This window comes from Pseudoalteromonas sp. NBT06-2, assembly GCF_002276045.1.
In the GTDB taxonomy this organism is placed as follows: Bacteria; Pseudomonadota; Gammaproteobacteria; order Enterobacterales; family Alteromonadaceae; genus Pseudoalteromonas.
The window spans coordinates 1-16416 of sequence record NZ_NQMR01000115.1; the positions used below are offsets into that span (position 1 = coordinate 1).

Below are 16416 nucleotides of genomic sequence, written 5' to 3' on the forward strand. Positions count from 1 at the left end.
GAACTTTCATATAAAGTTAAATATGAAAGTTCAATTTATTTTAAAAATAGATTTATATACTTTTTCAACTTCAAGGTGCTGATTTCAGAATTCTTGAAGTCGCTAGGTTATGTTAATATACAAAAGGAATAAAACGTTTTGTTATTATTGCGTAATCTTTAAATTTTTCCCCATAACGTTCTGCTAAATGATGATCTAAAGCGGGAATATGAAAAGCTATAAACGAGTAAGCCATAGATAATGGTAATAATAAAGTCCAATAGTTATAAGTAAATAAACACCAGCCAGTAAATAAAACAAAATCACCAAAATAGTTTATATGCATTGAGTACTGAAATAAGCCCTCTGTATAGCACTTCCCCTTATTTTGACTATTTTTTTTCCACCATTTACGTTGAATTTCAGAGTAACTATTCAAGTATGAGCCAGACAATAACAAACTTAATGCAACGAAATCAAGCAACCCAAAATCAATTGTATAATCTCTAAATGCACCTCCTCCAACAAGTAGCAACCCAATTTCAAACAAAGCCATAAAACTTAGTAATCCAAAAACTTCTCCCCACTCTACTTTACGTGCTAATAGGTAAAATACAGTTACTGTATGCCTTATCCAATAAATCAATACGCAAACAAATAAAACGACAGCTCTATCTTGATCAACAAAAGACCAACTAAGATCAAATACACTGCCTATTACAGACCAACCATCAAGAAATGTGAGCCAAGCACAAAATAATACGATACCTAAATGAAGTAATACAAAAGTCCACTTTTCAGGTATGGAACGTCCATATTCTCGATTGACACCACCGGTATTTGTTTTTATATTTTCCATGTTTATTCCTTATGTATTTAATTTAAAATAATTATTGCTGCTGAATATCTAAGTTACTTTGTTTAAATTTTGATGTTTTAGTACGATAAGTGAGATAATTACAAAAAGACATACAAGCAAAAATACTCACGCTTATTATTAAATATTCTTTTTGCCCAGATGTAATACACCAAGATAAAAACGACATATATAAAATTTGAGCAATAATTTCACTAAACCAAGATACCGCTTCACCGTCAAATACAGTGCCGTTGTAGTGACATAACCAAAAAAATAAAATAGATAAAATAACTAACGGTAGTACTGGTAATGTAGCGAAATTCATCATTAAATAACAAAAAACAACGATTATGCCTATGAATCGATTAAAACATGTCCATTTGGTTTTAGTTGTTAGATATGGATCATTTGCTTTAAAATCTTTAGAAGCTACTTTACAGGTCAGTGAATAGAATTTAGATTTATTTGCTTTTTTAGGTAACCATGCTGGAGGGCCAAAAATAGCACAAACTATTTCTAATAATGAGCTAGATAATCTAATTTTTTTAGCAATCGTTTTTAAATAATAAGAATTTATAACCAAAGGACTAAAACTTGGAAAAGACTCTCTGACACCGTATGTGACGGGTTTATCATTTAATTCAGTTTGATAAGTACCAAATAGCCTATCCCAAACAATTAAAATACCGCCAAAGTTTTTATCTATATATTTCGTATTTCTCGCATGGTGAACTCGATGTAAAGAAGGTGTATTTATTACCTTGTCTGCATTAGGTGTACTTTTAAACCACTTAGTATGTATACAAAACGCCCACACAATCTGGGTATAACTAGCAATTAAAAATACTTCTAAAGAAATTCCTAGAACAGCCATTGGTATGAATGTCATCCACATTGTTAACTCTGTAAAATAACTAATGCGGATAGAAACACCAAAATTAAAGTTTTCAGCTGTATGATGCACTAAATGATCTGCCCAAAATAAGCCAATCATATGATGAAACCTATGGTTCCAGTAATACAAAAAATCATAAAGTAAAAAAGTAAAAACATAAATAAGTGGGTTAGACTGATCAATATCAAATAGCTTATATTCGTTATATACTGAAGAGTACATTGCGACTACAGCTAATAAGAATATAAAAGACAAACCTAAGTTACCTAGTGCTATAGATGCATTTGTTAACGTATCATTGAGTCTGTAATTTTTTTGTTTTCTCAAAAAATTAATAGTTGCTAATAAAAATAATGGCCCTAGATAAAAAGGCAGCGTATACATTATTTCTTCTGTAAAATTTAAATCCATTTTAATACCCTATTTTTGCTATACTTAGTTAAGAATTGATTCTATTTGTCTTCTGGGTGCCTTATTTGCAGGGGTTTTCGCTACTCCTAAACGGGCAATAAATAATATTTCCTCATTATTTTTCAATATATTACTTAACTTCTCTCTCGGAACATCATTTTGTAGTAATACACTTAAGGGGTGAAAAGATAGTCCTTGAACTTGTGCCTTTAACCAAATATCAGCAAGCTCTTTTCCTAACTGTAAACTCGAATAATTTGAATCATCTTTTGCAGTTAATATAATTAATTGAGGTGTATCTTTTACTAAATTAGCAAGCCCTTTTGCCATATAATTAGGTAATCCTACAATTTTTGATAACAAATCATTTTTAGGATGAGAGATAAATCTAAATGTTTGTTTAAAAATCCATGATACGGAACCAAATAAATTGCGTATGTAAAAGCCATCTTCTGCTGCTTTATTGTCATCAAATCTAATAAAGCGATAAGTTTCCTGCCAAACTTTTTTGTTTGAGAAGTCTAACCCAGCATAATCTTCAATTAATTGCGCAATACTTGATATTAAATTGGCATTATGAATTAATTGGCTATTTATAATATTGGTATTCAAATCACTTATAAGCGCTTCATATTCTTTAATATTTATTTTTACTTGTTCATAAGGTCCCCTATTTGTAAACCGCATGATTGCTGTAATATGAAGTTGCTTAAGAGCGTGTTTACTCGATGTTTTAGTTAGTGATAAACTCAATATTAATATGAGATCTTTATTGTCGAACCAATGTTCATCACATTGATAACCCATGTACGTGAATGCCTGAGTTAATAATTGACTAAAAATACCACAACTTGTGTACATCTCTCGTTTTAAAGTAGGTAAACTTGTTAGCAAACGAGAATCATCAAATGACACACTAATAAAATAACTTTCTTCTGTTTTTTTGATATCATAATCATTAGGTACAGAATCGAGTATATTTACTCGCCAAGGCTGACAGTTGTGGGATGAAGGTGCATGACGTGCAATATCCAATGCCGTTTTTAAGTTCTGACTAAAATTATCATTTTTATTCAAAGCACAATTACCTTTTATTCAATTTGTGTTATTGAATAGCAATATTGTGATAATGATCCCGTTGTAATTTGGGTATTACCGCCAAGTAATGTTATTACGTTATGTATGTAAGTTGAGGATGTTTCAATAAAATACTTTTGAAATTCTTTTTTTAACTCAATATTATTTATATGGGGGAAAATACCTAAACCTAACGCTTTTAGAAAAGACTCTTTAATTGTCCAAATCAAAGTATGACTACCTAAAGTGTGATTTAGCATTTCTTGAGTTTTGAATGCCATATCCAAAGCCGCATTAGAGAACTTTTTATTTTTTTGAATATCGATACCAATAACTGAATTAGACGCAGTTGCAACAACATATTGTCCGCTATGACTAATAGAAATAAACCGGCCACAAGCAGAATATGGTTGCCCTGAACTAGACGTTAAAATTTGACACTCCTTGAGCAATGCTCTCGTTAAAGCAGCCAAAGCAAGTTTGGCCGCTAACCTTCCTGTTAAGCGCTCTATTGCAATGCTTTGTACTCTAACCGCTACTTTTTCTAAAGCATGCACTTCTGCCACAGACAGTAAATTTGACCAAGATAACTGTATTAATTGGGCTTTATAGTGTTCTAAGTCAATTAATACAATTGGTACATTACATTGTTCATTTAAATAATAAGAAATATTGTCAAATTTTAAAGCTTTATTCTCTAATAAATTAATGACTTGTATACCCTTTTCCAATGAGCTTACCTTGACTTTCTTCAATGACTTCAGCCATTTCATTAAAACGCTCTTCTAGTGATTTAAATAGAGCTGTTGTCATATCTTGTTCAAACTCTTCTACTGAACTTAATCTGATAACTTCAATAAAGTTAAAGTCTGCGTTAGGATCATTTGATACTTCAATTACATCAAATTGAAGAACACTAGGTAAATCATGACATGCTAAATAATCAGTTGATAATACCCACTCCTTAAATTGCGCTAATAATTTAATATCTTTGAGTTTTATTTTGTGGATCATAATCTTCATATTAATTTTCCTTTTCTAAAATTAAGTGGTAATTGAGCCCACCTGTACCAAATGAATTTAAAGCTGCAACCTGCTTTTGCTCTGCCCAAGGTAGATTTTCCTGAGTTATGTTTGCAGGAATAGAAGAAATTGAGAGTGTATTATTTATTACACCACGCAAAGGAGTTGGTGGTATTTTTTTATGTTCAAAGCTTAGTAAAAGTTTGCTTAAACCTAAAGAACCAGAGCCTGCAAAGCAATGACCAAAATTAAACTTAACAGAGCCTATTTGTAAAGGTTTCTGTCGCGAAGTACTTTCATATACTTGCTTAATAGACCCTATTTCAATCACATCCCCTACTGTCGTGCCTGTACCGTGAGCTTCAACAACTTGAATATCTTCTATATTTACAGAAGTTAACGATAGAGCCTTAGTCATCGCAAGTACTTGACCTTCTTGATCTGGGGCTGTCATAGATTTAGCATCACAAGAGCCTGACACAGACTTGATCACTGCACATATTTTATCGTTAGATTTTTTGGCATCACTTAAACGTTTTAATACAAACAATGCTCCGCCATCACCCGGTGAGAATCCATCTGCTGACTGGCTAAAAGGTGATATTTTATTTTTCGACAACATCATTTGAGCACTACATAAAACCATATCTCTTTCATTAGCAGGTAATTCAAACCCCCCTGTTATAACAACATCTAATCGATTTGATTGCAGTGCTCTTACACCATTATGAATAGCGGCTAAAGATGAAGCGCAAGCAGCTTCAACGGCATAACACTCTGCATTTAAATTAAATACTTGAGAAATCAAATTTGCACTACCACTGGCTATTAACCCATCTAATGTATAATGAGTTAATAAGGGAAACTGAGGTTTTTTTATATCTGAATTTATAGCCTGAATTTGCTCAAACCTTGATTGGCTAATTAAGTCTCTTTCTTGTGATAAACACAAGTTACTCGCTAAAATAACACCATACTTAGCACCTGTTGTAGTGCTAGATCGTATTTTAGATGCACAAATTAGTGATAACTTTTGAATATTATCCATTTCACGTAAGCGAATAGGCATAATCGGTATAGCTATTAATTCATCTAATTTATCTAAGTCTCGTAAGTAGCTTCCTTGAATAGCATAAGTGCTGAGCTTCTGTGCCGCTCCCATTCTGAGAAAAGCATTTTTATTTAACCTTGAGTTTGGCAAAGTACAAATATCATCTTCCCCAAGAGATAATTTATGCCAAAAATCAACTTTATCATGGCAACTACCAGCGAAAGGAGTATAGCTAACAATCGCTATATCTTGGTTTAATTGTGTATTACGATTTCGATTAGTGCCTTTGCTATTGCACTGTAAAGACCAATATTGCTGTTGCATACTGTGATCTGTGATGCAAACATCAAGTTCTTTTTTCATAATTTGACTAACTAAAGTTAAAAATACATGATTAGATAAACCAAAGCCTAACTGTCCATTCCTCAGTATTTTTTTAGCGCTCAATTGTGATGTCGTATATGGTTTTATGGTTTCTTTTAGTGGCTTTAATTGTATTTCTGATAACACTGCGAGTATCGGATCTTGATCATTGAGTGCATCTTCATATCGCTTAACAACTAATGTAATTGCACCTTCTGATAGATTAATAACATCATTATTAAAATTACTTTTTTGTGCAATAAGCTGACAAATTAATTCATCATTAAATCTTTGCACTGTTGTTAATATTACAACGTCAGTATCAGGTTGACAAAGTACATCTTGTGCAAGTTGTAGTAAATGTAATCCAGTTAAATCAAGTGCTTCAATTGTTTGGCATTTACCTCTTACTTTTAAAAAATGTGCTATACGAGCAGGTATAGTACTAGCCATTTCTCCTACACGGTCATGTGATGTACACCCAAACTCCCTTTTAATGTCATCCTTAAAATTATCTACAAATGAAATCGCTTGAGGTGATTTATCTGCTAAATCAGCACATGCCTTAACAGCTGACACTTTAGTTGCATTGTTATAAGTGACATCAAAACCTAAGCTTGTACCGCAAAAGATATCAACCTTATCTCTATTCCATGATGTTTGATTAATGGTCGATAAAGCATCTTCGGTTGATTTCAAGGCTAAATAAGTTTCACTTGCAATTGCTTTTCTAAAAAGTGGTGGTATGCCAAATTTTTTAAAATCCACTTCAATTTCATTGAATTGATGTCCCAAAAAATTACTTTGATAATTTGAAAATTTAAATGGTCTATATTTAGGCGCAACATAATCCGGCATCATTTTTAACTGATTATATGTTTCAGCAAAAGGGAGACAAGTTCCAATGGCTATAATGCAAAGTTCACTCATGCTAATCCCCTTAAAACTTTAAAATCAATTTTTCCATTCGCATTTTTAGGAAGCTGTAAAAGACATTTCACACTATTTGGCACCATATATCGTGGTAACCTTTCACTAACAAACTGCTTTACCGATAAGGTATTAATTTGGCTTTCTTCTTTTGCCACAATAAAAGCTGTTAACTTTTGTTGAAAGTCACTTGTTATACATAAAACAGCTACTGCTTTAACTCCTGGCATAACAGATAAACACGCATCAATTTCACCTAGTTCAATTCTATGGCCGTTAATTTTAACCATATCATCTACTCTACTTTGATAGTAATAGTATCCATTTTCGAAGCGAACTAAATCACCAGTAGCATGACCTTTATTTTTATGTAATTGATTATTACGTTTGTCTTGCACATTATAATAACCAGGTGTAACACAGGCACCATAAATAATCAGTTCTCCAATAGGCTTGTCACTATCAATAACTGCATCGATGCCATTAAGAGGTTTACCTATAGGCACTGGATAATTCTTCTTGAGATCATCATTCGTTACTTTATGATATAAACACACATTTGTTTCAGTTGGCCCGTACCAATTTTGTAAAGAGCAGGTTTCAGCAATGCATTTTTTTAGTTCACGTAATGCACCTATTGGATAAACCTCTCCTGCAAATAAGACGTGACGTAGTGTTTTCGTCACTTGCATATCAAGCGCATTAGTTGCAACCATCATAGATAAAACAGACGGTACGCTATACCAAGTTGTAACACTGTATTTTTTTATACCATTAATCAACTCAGCTACATTTTGCTGTTGTTGTGACGTTATTATCCAAGTTGCAGCACCTACTTGGCCCGCAGCAAAAATATCAAAAGTACTTAAATCAAAAGCAAATGAAGCATGGTTACTCAAAACGTCTTTATGCGTTAAATTTAATGACTGAACGGCCCAGTTAATAAAGTAAGACAAGTTTTGGTGACTCACTTTTACGCCTTTAGGCACACCTGTTGAACCAGATGTAAACAGTATTGCAGCAACATCATCAGTTTTAGAAGTGTAAAATGCCCTGTTACTATTTTTATTGTTATTTAAGTAAACTAGTTTGTTATCTTCTTTCATGAAATAGCATGCTGATTGATTAATTAAAAATCTTGAAATTAATACATTATTTATCGTGCTATTTTTATTTTCATCTGTAATTATTAAGTCTGGTTTAGCTTGTTCAATAATCGATAAAATACGCTCTAAAGGTTGCGACGCATCTACTGGTATATAAGTCGCACCCGTTGCTAAACAAGCATAAATACTTTTTACATAATCAATCCCTTTATCTAAATAGATCAATATACGCTTACCTTGTAACTGCTCGTTAAAAAATGCATTTGACCATTGCTGCACTGAATCTTGTAACGCCTCATAGCTGAGTGATTCTTCAAGACAATAAAGTGCAATTTTTTTAGGAAATCGCTTACAAGTGACCTCAAAAGTAGACAGTATGGAGTTAAACTCTGTCATTAATTTAATATCCTTATGACCGCAAAAGCACCTTAAGAAGCAATGAACAGCTTCATAAAGTACTTTTAATTAACGATGATTAAGCGAATTTAACGCCAACCTCTACAGCAGCATCAATTAGTATTTCACACGCTTTGTCTAAATTATCCTGTGTATGCTCACTGGTAATACTCATTCTTAAACGCGCATCACCAACCGCAACACCTGGAAAAACCACCGTTTGACAAAATAAACCTCTTGCACGCACTGCACGACCAAAGTTTAAGGTCATACGGTCATCTCCAACAACAATTGGAATAATTGCACTGTCTGAATTTTCTAAATCAAAGCCCAAATTAAGCAATTTAGCACGAATATAGCGTATGTTATGCCAAAGCTGCTTTAATCTTTGCGGTTCATTAACCATCACATCAATTGATGCTATAACACCAGCAGCGACAGGTGCCGGAATAGTGGCTGCAAAAACATATGAATTCGAATAGAAACGTAAATAATCCACAACTTCTTCATCAGCACATACAAACCCACCTAATCCACTCAGTGATTTACTTAAAGTTCCCATTTCAAGATCAACTTGACCCTTCATATTAAAGTGCTCTGTTGTACCTGAACCTGTTTCTCCAAGTACACCTGTTGAGTGTGCATCATCTACTAACACACGTGCGCCATATTGCTCTGCCAGCTTGACTAAACGAGGTAGATCAACAATGTCACCATGCATACTAAACACACCATCAGTCACGATAAGTTTACCGCCGGGTTGGTTAGCATACTTTGCTAATGATTTTTCTAAACTCGATAAAGAATGTGAATATAATTTTCTAGACGCCCCTGATAATTTACAGCCATCTTGAATACTCATATGATTAATATTATCTGTAAATACGAGGTCATTTCTACCAACTAATGCAGAAATGGCCCCTAAATTAGCTGAATACCCTGAAGGATAGACAATACATGACTCTCTGCCTTTAAGCTTAGCTAATTTACGTTCAAGTTCTAAATGTAATACATTGCTTCCCGCAATAATGCGACAACCAGTATTAGTTGCGCCATAACGACCAGCAGCATCTTTTATTGCACTGATTACTTGTGGATGCGCTGATAAACCAAGGTAACTATTTGAACCAAACATTAAGAATTCGCGGCTTTTCCCTGCAACTTCATCGTAGATTATAGCTTTATTAGTACAAGTTGATTCTAAAGGCATGCCATACCAATAATGGCCAAGTTTTTCCTTTTTCTTATAAAAACTTGAAAACTCTTGTGTTTTATAAAAAATATCATCATTTTGAATCGATGAAAAATCCATCATAGTACGAGCATCAAATTCATCATCATTTTGCGAATTATTTTGCTTTTTCGCTTGCTCAGTTGGTTCTGTTAACGCTGTAATGGCATGGGTAAACACCCATTGCACATCATTAACTTTGTCACCTAATTGATCACACACATAATTCAAAATTTGTTCAATTGTATTAAGTATTAGCTCGGGGGGAACTGTATCTAGTAAAAAGTTATTACAAATATCTTTAAGAGCAAAAAGCTGTGCGGCACTGTCGATACCCAGCTCTGTATTTAAATCAGCAGACACTGACAATTGAGTTACAGAATAACCACTATGAGCAGAAATTATTTGACGAATATAATTAAGGATCGCAGTTTTGGCTTCACAATAATCAGTATCACTTTTTTGAGCTGAAAAGCTAATACCTTGCTTATCTATAAGATTTTCAACTCTAAAGTAAATATCGTTAATAGTCTCAACACCCTCACCATTTATCGCTGCATCTGTGCCTGATGTCGAGATACCTACTTTTTCAAAAATAAAAGATAAAACTTCCGCTAAAGTAATGGAATCAACACCTAAGTCATATTCTAAATGACTCGAACCATCTAACTCTTTTATGTCATATTGTGTTAATTCTGCAACATAACTGAAAATGACAGCTAATAAGTCTAAGTCTTTTATTATGTGTTTTGTTTCACTCATACTGCTTGCTCCTGTAAACGACACACCAAAGCATTAACTTCATTGATAGATGAAAAATTAGTAGGGTTAATTTCCATCATAGAAACAATGACACCTGTTTGTTCTTTTATAAAATCAACCAAATCAAAAATAGAAGCGGAGTCAACAATATTAAGTGCTAACAATTGTGTATCATTTTCTAGCATGTCACTTTGTCCGTCTAAATAACTTTCAGCAATATAATTTCTTAATTTTTCAATAAACATAATTTACATCCTTTTAAATTTTTTCACCTACAAATAACGTTCTTGGACCTGGTATATCTAAAATTCTAACATTAGAAAATCCTGCATCTTTAAAACGTTTAATGTAAGTACTGCTATTACTTTCTATTCCTCCATCTGTTGAAACCAACATATTGAGTGAGAGTAAAGAGGTAAATTCAGGGCCTGTATTATCATCATTTAGTGGAGTTTCAGAGGCAATAAAGCGACCTCCAATAGGCATAGCTTGAAAAATATTACGTAGGATAATCATTTGAGTTTCGTGTCCATAATCATGTAACATCCAACCTAAATGTACCAAATCATATTCAATATCAGGTAATTCGCCTGTGATCACATTTCCTTCTATTACATCTATTCTTTTACCGTAACCTTGTTCTCCCAACTTATCTAACAAGAAACTTCTAGCTTGGGGTAATTCACAGATAGCCAACTCTATATCTTTAAACTTATTTGCCACAGCGATAGGTAGAGTACCAATACCACTACCAATATCTAAGAACCGTTTATGCTGTGAAAAATCATATTCTGATGTGAACCCTTCAATAAAAGGTTGTGCAAATTTCCCTAAAAACTCTTGAAAATCAGCTACATCATCTAAATTTTGGTAAAGCATATCAAACCAGCTTCTATCATCCCCAAAAGCGGCCTCTCTTTGATGATTATCTTGCTTAATACCAGTTGATAAATTTGACCACAAAGGATATAAAAAAGTATCTATATGACGACCTAACCAACCTAACCATTGAGAGCCATCACTTAGTAAAAAATCTTTATGCGCTTGTGGTAAGATATATTCCCGTCCCTCTTTATTAAGGTAATCCATTGAAACTAAAGCGATTAACAGCCTATCCAATGCTACTGGCGGTAATGAACATTTAGTTGCTAAATCTTCAACTGTTTGAGGTTGATCATTAAAATGATCAAAAACCTTTAAATCTAATGCTGCTGTAATCGTTTTGGTTTTAAAAAAACCCATCATATGATCAACTGTCTGTTGCATTGTTTTATTCATACTACACCTCATATTGGTTAATTATTAAAAGTTGACATCTCTTGACAAACTTCAGCAAAAGCAGAAACAAACCTATCTACTTCAGCTTTACTGATCACTAGTGGGGGTTGAACACGGATCACAGTTGAACTATTAGCCGTAACAAAAGTTAAAATATTATGATCTTGCCCTAATTTGGTAACAAATTTCATGCAAAACATTTCAGATAACGCACTTTCCATTCTTGTCATAGCAAGACTTAAATGTTGTTTGACTTCATCTGGTAAAAACTTATACAAGGTGAACCAATCACCTGGTAAACGCGTGCCAAACTCTCTTACACACGCTTCAACTGCATTTTCAAAACTATTTGAAAATTGAATACCTAACATGAGTCCTTTACCGCGGATTTCATCTATAAAATCATACTTTTCAGTTATTTTTTCAAGTTCTTGTTTAAAATAATGACCAAGCTCTAAAGATTTTCTAGATAAGTCTTGCGAGATCAAGCTTCGTAATGCTGATAATGCAGCAACAGAAGCTAAATTTCCGCCACCAAATGTTGACGTATGTAATAAAAATTTATCTGAACTACCGTAAGCTTTTTCCCAGATCTCTGTAGTACATAAAGTTGCACCTATGGGCATGATCCCACCACTGAGAGATTTTGATAGCATTAATACATCAGGTTTAATATCTTCCCATTCACATGCAAATAAACGACCTGTACGTCCTAAGCCAGTTTGAATTTCATCAACCATTAAAAGCGTATTTGTTTGATGACACAGAGTTTGTACATCTGTTAAATAACCATCTGGAGGTACTATCACACCTCCTTCACCTTGAATCGGCTCTAAAATAAAAGCACCAACATCTTGTTCAGTTAATACTTTTTTTAATGCTGTAATATCGCCGAAGGGGACTGCGATGCAATGCTCTAATAGAGGTTCAAAATCTTTTCGGTGCTTTTCTCGCCCTGTTATAGATAATGCACCTAATGTTTTTCCATGGTAACTATTTTCTAAATATACGATTTTAGCGTTTCCTGTCGCTGCTTTGGCTATTTTAATTGCAGCTTCTACTGCTTCTGTTCCTGAGTTACTAAAAAATGTACGTTGTAGCTTCCCTGGAGAAATATGACTTAACACTTCAGCCAATTTAGCTGTTTCTTGTGCAATAGAAACATATTGAACAAAATTTGTTTTTTGATCCTGCAAGTATTTCATCACTGGCTCAATTACTTCCTTAGGACTATGGCCTAAATTTAAACAGCCAAAACCTGCTACCATATCTAAATAAGAATTATTTTGTTCATCGAATAATTGTGTACCTTGACCTTTAATAAAAACCCTATCGCAACGTTGCATTTTTAGAAAATCAACCATTAAAGGATTGATATAATCTCTATGGCGATTGAAAGTATCTTCAGCTGACGAATTCTCTGAAATAACACTATCGATAAAATCAAGCTGTGAATTTGTTTGTTGTTTTTCTTGATCAAAATAACGTTTAAAACTTAAAATTTGATCTTTTTCTATTCTTTCACCATAAGATGAAAAAGGATAACTATAAAAACCATGTTTTTGCGCTAACTCACCAATTTCAATTACTTTATCAGGCTCTAAATGACGACCAATTGAAAATGTTTCTTTACGATTTTCCAGTGCTAGCACCATAGTTTCAGCTAGACAGCCATTAATTTGTTGTTTTATTGCAAAGTTAAGTGATTCTCCACCGAGTTTAACCTCACTAGATGCTGTTACTGTTCCGCCATCTAAGATCAAAATATCTTGTCTTTTTGGTCTAAATTCACCCGCAACGTCACGAGGTAAAGCAATATCTAAAAAAATTGAACCTGGTTGTAATAGTTCAGGATCAACAATACCACCAGCAGATGTTGCACCTGCAAAAATCTTATATTTTTCATAACACGCTTTAATATCTGCGCTGAGCGTAACTTGAGAATGATATTTATTAGGTAAATGAGTTAATAATTGTTCCGCTGGTGTAGACTCAGTTCTATGAACTAAACATAAGTTAAAACCACGTCTTAGTAATAAATGACTTAATGCTAAACTAATAGAACCGGGATAACCTAATATACAAATTGTTTGACTTTTAGGTGTTACTTCAAGCCATTCAAATATTTGATCCAATGCTTTATAAGCTGCAAATGTGGTTAACGAGTTACCACTTGTGACAGGTGTACTTGAATGTTGTGCAACTTCAATACCCCGTTTTCCAACTATTGATGTAAATCCACCTAAACCTACGATTTCAGTGCCTTGCTCAATCAATTCATCAACACCTTGTTTAATTCTAGCCAAGGTTTCCTTTGAATGCCCTAGCATTTCTTCCGCAGTTAAAGGCATATATTTAACAACACCTTCGCATTGAGCTCCTGTCGCTGAAGTGATTTTTTCAAAATTCATAAATGAAACTGTATTTTTTTTACTCCATAACTCCCTATCATAACCATCAATGAAGTCTGAAGAAGTACGCTCAAATAAATCAAGCATTTTTACGTAGCGTTTAAGTAATATTGATGTTGGATGTGCTATAAATCCGAATTTCATAATTTAAGGTTCCGTTATATTTTATTCGTTGGTTTCAGTAACATTCCATGGGAACTGTTGTTTGATTTCTTCTGTTAAAACAGGATCACGTTGCCAGCCTTTTGCTGTTGCTAAAGTAATGCCATCACCTTCATTATTATGATTAACAATAACAGAGAATAAATTTAGTCTTCTTGGAGCCGTTAATGCCAATTCCATTTCTTTTTCATCAAATTTAGTTATCGTTTTAGACACAACATCAAAATTATTAACGCTGTCTTGCCACTCACTTTGATGTAAATTAATTAACCGCATTTGTTTGGAGGTTCTATTCATTAAAATACGCTCTTGATAAGTATTTATTACGGATAAACCACCGTTACAAAAAAACATGATTGTGATATTTTTATTCAAATTTTCTGGATGCGTTAAAAGATTTTCAATGAAGGATGGATAAATATCAGGCACCATACCTTTAGCACCATCACCAATAAATGCGATAATATTTGTTGGACAGGTGTGCGCTAGGAATATAGATGAAAGTAATGCATCACCCATCAATGCTCGACCATACCATCCTGAAAAACCACGTCTTGTTGTCGCGACATTACGTATAGCTGAAATACCACAGCGACCAACGTCATAAATCCCGGTATAATCATAATTCTGATTAATGATTAATTTTTCTACTACCTGATTAAATTCTGAGAAAAAGTAATTAGGTGACATTGGTGTACTTGCTAATTTACTAACTACATCAGACTGACTATCGTAGTAACCATTAATTAAGCTCATACGACGCTTTTTTAAATCAGATGATACATTGAGGTTTGCTTTAATAAATTTTAAAAATACTTTGCTATCCATTTGCAAACCTATATCACTAAAAGGTGCCATATGAATGGGGTTGTGGGTTATTTGTACTATATTTAATTTATTATTTAAACGTCCCTCGGTAAACGGTGAACATATTTGTGATACCCTGCTTTTTATGAAGAAAATACACTGCTCTTTTACTGAGTTTAATTTATCATTCGTATAAAGGTAGTTGTAAACACGTGGGCTAAAACCATAAATAGATAAAGTACCTAAATAATTAACATTGCGGATACCATTAACATATTTAGATACCGAACCTGGATAAGGAAGTGAATCTACTAATGCAATGCCAGCTTCACGAGAAATACTTTGCACTAACTCTGATTCATCATCATCTAAAGGGCCTAGTTGCCATACCACTTTTTCAGGACCATTATTGATTAAGTCAAGCGCATTTTGTAATTGTTTGCCAAGTTCAATTTCACAACGATTGTATTTATTTAGACTTTTAACCTTGTCGTAAACGATCTGTTCAGTGAGTTCTTTAGCAGGTTTAGAGGTATCTAAAACGCTCGGTGTCACAAGTAATACAACAGGACCTTCATCTTTATGATATAACTCGAATGCAGTTGACAAGTCATTCGCTAAGTTATCTGCCTCTTCCATATAAACATAATTAATGCGTTTAGCATCTAATACCGCACGGGTATCTTCACTTGCTGTAATCGTGCCTTGAAAAGAGTACCAATGACTTGGCCTATTTTCAGCAACAATAATAAAACCTTTTGCTGCGGCTTCTTTTAAATTTGCTAAAGTACCTTTGAATTCATCAACCATACCACTGGTGACAACAAGCAAAAATGGCGTTTTATATAACTGCCAATTTGCCATTGCACCACAAGCCAAAGAATGCTCACTTGGACCCCTTAAGACTAACCCGCCATTTTTTGATGCTTCACGATCTATATATCCAATTAAATTAGAAATAACAGAACCTGTGTAATAACTCATACTCCATTTATTTGGAGAAACATGATTAAAAAAACGAATGAGCTGTTCACCTAATGTATTGTGATGAAATACTTCACCTACTGGCTTGATGCGACGATTTAAATAATTCATTTCAAAAAAGTCCATCCATAAACACAGTAATTGTGTTTGAAAAGTACTTAAGTCTTCAGAACGTACCTGCTCAATGAATTGTTGTGGTAAATAGCGAATGTTTCTCTGGTTTCCTTTAAGAAAAACAGCTGCCGAAAAAGACGAATAAAAAGCCGCAATTTCAGCATTTTTTAATGTTCTATAAAAAGTTAATAAATCATCATCTATTTTCTCAATAGAGTTGTCTTGATGATCCATAGAAGCTTGATCATAATAAACCATACCAACATGATATTGCCCATCTAGATCCAAAGTTTGAGATGTTATAATTTTATTTGAAGCCTCACTTAAACTTTCAGCTTGAAAAACAGAAATATCAATCGTTTTATTTTTATTTTTTAAGTAATTTATTGCTTTCAATTTTGTTTCTAGATACAACTGATCTGAAACTACTTTTTTTCCTTTTATTACAAAATCTGCATTTACATTTACCTGATTAAATACATAGTCTTTTATATCACTCAGTACGCTCAGACCTACCTCAAAAAAATCTTGATTTTTAGTAACAACAACAATTCCAACTGTTATTTTCATAATGAAC

The 16416-nt window shown here is 33.4% G+C and carries 12 protein-coding genes; all 12 read right to left on the bottom strand.

Annotated features, from left to right (window positions below; translation table 11 throughout):
• Positions 1–112 precede the first annotated feature (112 nt).
• Positions 113–838 (bottom strand): DUF1295 domain-containing protein, encoded by a 726-nt coding sequence (locus tag CJF42_RS18765; RefSeq protein ID WP_095368147.1) that lies wholly within the window; start codon positions 836–838, stop codon positions 113–115.
• Positions 839–869: 31 nt separating this feature from the next.
• Positions 870–2144 carry a sterol desaturase family protein gene (locus tag CJF42_RS18770; RefSeq protein ID WP_095368148.1) on the bottom strand — a complete coding sequence of 425 codons (1275 nt, stop codon included), beginning with the start codon at positions 2142–2144 and terminating at the stop codon, positions 870–872.
• A 24-nt stretch (positions 2145–2168) separates the two neighbouring features.
• Positions 2169–3221 carry a hypothetical protein gene (locus tag CJF42_RS18775; protein ID WP_095368149.1) on the bottom strand — a complete coding sequence of 351 codons (1053 nt, stop codon included), beginning with the start codon at positions 3219–3221 and terminating at the stop codon, positions 2169–2171.
• Between the two features lie 14 nt (positions 3222–3235).
• On the bottom strand, positions 3236–3952 hold the full coding sequence (locus tag CJF42_RS18780) for a 4'-phosphopantetheinyl transferase family protein (RefSeq protein WP_170940661.1): 717 nt from the start codon (positions 3950–3952) through the stop codon (positions 3236–3238).
• On the bottom strand, positions 3927–4244 hold the full coding sequence (locus tag CJF42_RS18785; protein ID WP_095368151.1) for a RedY/HapK family protein: 318 nt from the start codon (positions 4242–4244) through the stop codon (positions 3927–3929). Before CJF42_RS18785 ends, CJF42_RS18780 begins: the two co-directional genes overlap by 26 nt.
• A 1-nt stretch (position 4245) precedes the next feature.
• Positions 4246–6588, bottom strand: coding sequence for a polyketide synthase (locus CJF42_RS18790; protein WP_095368152.1), 2343 nt, complete (start codon positions 6586–6588; stop codon positions 4246–4248).
• Positions 6585–8090, bottom strand: coding sequence for an AMP-binding protein (locus CJF42_RS18795; protein WP_095368153.1), 1506 nt, complete (start codon positions 8088–8090; stop codon positions 6585–6587). Before CJF42_RS18795 ends, CJF42_RS18790 begins: the two co-directional genes overlap by 4 nt.
• A 79-nt stretch (positions 8091–8169) precedes the next feature.
• Entirely contained in the window at positions 8170–10083 is a 1914-nt protein-coding gene (locus tag CJF42_RS18800; protein ID WP_095368154.1) for an aminotransferase class I/II-fold pyridoxal phosphate-dependent enzyme, read from the bottom strand.
• Positions 10080–10328 carry an acyl carrier protein gene (locus CJF42_RS18805; RefSeq protein WP_095368155.1) on the bottom strand — a complete coding sequence of 83 codons (249 nt, stop codon included), beginning with the start codon at positions 10326–10328 and terminating at the stop codon, positions 10080–10082. The genes CJF42_RS18800 and CJF42_RS18805 overlap by 4 nt, the downstream gene beginning before the upstream one ends.
• Before the next feature lie 13 nt (positions 10329–10341).
• Complete coding sequence (locus CJF42_RS18810; protein ID WP_095368156.1) at positions 10342–11361, bottom strand: methyltransferase; 1020 nt, start codon at positions 11359–11361, stop codon at positions 10342–10344.
• A gap of 17 nt (positions 11362–11378) precedes the next feature.
• Positions 11379–13916 carry a prodigiosin MAP biosynthesis aminotransferase PigE gene (pigE, locus tag CJF42_RS18815; RefSeq protein ID WP_095368157.1) on the bottom strand — a complete coding sequence of 846 codons (2538 nt, stop codon included), beginning with the start codon at positions 13914–13916 and terminating at the stop codon, positions 11379–11381.
• 21 nt (positions 13917–13937) lie between these two features.
• Complete coding sequence (pigD, locus tag CJF42_RS18820) at positions 13938–16409, bottom strand: prodigiosin MAP biosynthesis protein PigD (protein WP_095368158.1); 2472 nt, start codon at positions 16407–16409, stop codon at positions 13938–13940.
• Between the last annotated feature and the right edge of the window lie 7 nt (positions 16410–16416).

What these genes read in the sequence shown, in the direction of transcription:
- CJF42_RS18795 (WP_095368153.1), bottom strand. Translation starts at nt 8,090, where the DNA reads ATGACAGAGTTTAACTCCATACTGTCTACTTTTGAGGTCACTTGTAAG.
- pigE (WP_095368157.1), bottom strand. Translation starts at nt 13,916, where the DNA reads ATGAAATTCGGATTTATAGCACATCCAACATCAATATTACTTAAACGC.
- CJF42_RS18790 (WP_095368152.1), bottom strand. Translation starts at nt 6,588, where the DNA reads ATGAGTGAACTTTGCATTATAGCCATTGGAACTTGTCTCCCTTTTGCT.
- pigD (WP_095368158.1), bottom strand. Translation starts at nt 16,409, where the DNA reads ATGAAAATAACAGTTGGAATTGTTGTTGTTACTAAAAATCAAGATTTT.
- CJF42_RS18805 (WP_095368155.1), bottom strand. Translation starts at nt 10,328, where the DNA reads ATGTTTATTGAAAAATTAAGAAATTATATTGCTGAAAGTTATTTAGAC.
- CJF42_RS18765 (WP_095368147.1), bottom strand. Translation starts at nt 838, where the DNA reads ATGGAAAATATAAAAACAAATACCGGTGGTGTCAATCGAGAATATGGA.
- CJF42_RS18785 (WP_095368151.1), bottom strand. Translation starts at nt 4,244, where the DNA reads ATGAAGATTATGATCCACAAAATAAAACTCAAAGATATTAAATTATTA.
- CJF42_RS18810 (WP_095368156.1), bottom strand. Translation starts at nt 11,361, where the DNA reads ATGAATAAAACAATGCAACAGACAGTTGATCATATGATGGGTTTTTTT.
- CJF42_RS18800 (WP_095368154.1), bottom strand. Translation starts at nt 10,083, where the DNA reads ATGAGTGAAACAAAACACATAATAAAAGACTTAGACTTATTAGCTGTC.
- CJF42_RS18770 (WP_095368148.1), bottom strand. Translation starts at nt 2,144, where the DNA reads ATGGATTTAAATTTTACAGAAGAAATAATGTATACGCTGCCTTTTTAT.